At 43.3% G+C, this 610-nt stretch carries 1 pseudogene; it reads right to left on the bottom strand.

The window, feature by feature from the left end:
* Positions 1 to 610 (bottom strand): annotated as a pseudogene (locus H3T96_RS14600) (hypothetical protein); the annotation flags it as partial.

Raw genomic sequence — 610 nt, 5'->3', positions numbered from 1 at the left:
CCCGATAGCGCCCTTGTGTATCAATATAACCATAGGTGTCATTATTCGGACTGGTTACCCGTGCCGGTAAAGTGCCGTCAATAGTTGGGAAAGGAATCGGCTCCGGGCGGTAAGGTTTTAATGGTTGGTAAGGTATGGCAGTAAAACTCAGCTCATAAGCCTCACTGCGGTTTCCCTTTCCTTGCACCGTTAATATCATTACCCCCTCATCTATTCCGGCTATCGTACTGCCTTTGATGCGAATATGTTGACCCGGGGCTAAATTGGCCTGATTGCTTTTACCCCGGATAACAATTTGACGGCTAATTGCATGTTCATGGCGAATGCGGGCATACCATTCTCCACTTTCAACACCATTACTCGCATTACCAGAATGAGTACTAATATCACTGCTATTATCGTTATTATTGCCATTACTGTCGTCGGTATCGATATCACCACTATTTTCATCATCATCATTATTATTGTTGGTGTCACTATCAATTCCATTATTGCTGTCACCATTGCTATTTAAGCCTTTATAGTGCTCATCATAACGGTAATCAGTACCATAAGTGGTATTATCTTTCCTTTGGCTGTTAACCTCACCCAGTAAATTCGCCTGCGCATC

Origin of the sequence: Gilliamella sp. W8136, assembly GCF_016101285.1 — a bacterium.
Lineage (GTDB): Bacteria > Pseudomonadota > Gammaproteobacteria > Enterobacterales > Orbaceae > Gilliamella > Gilliamella apicola_N.
This window is presented reverse-complemented; position numbering and strand designations above follow the sequence as displayed.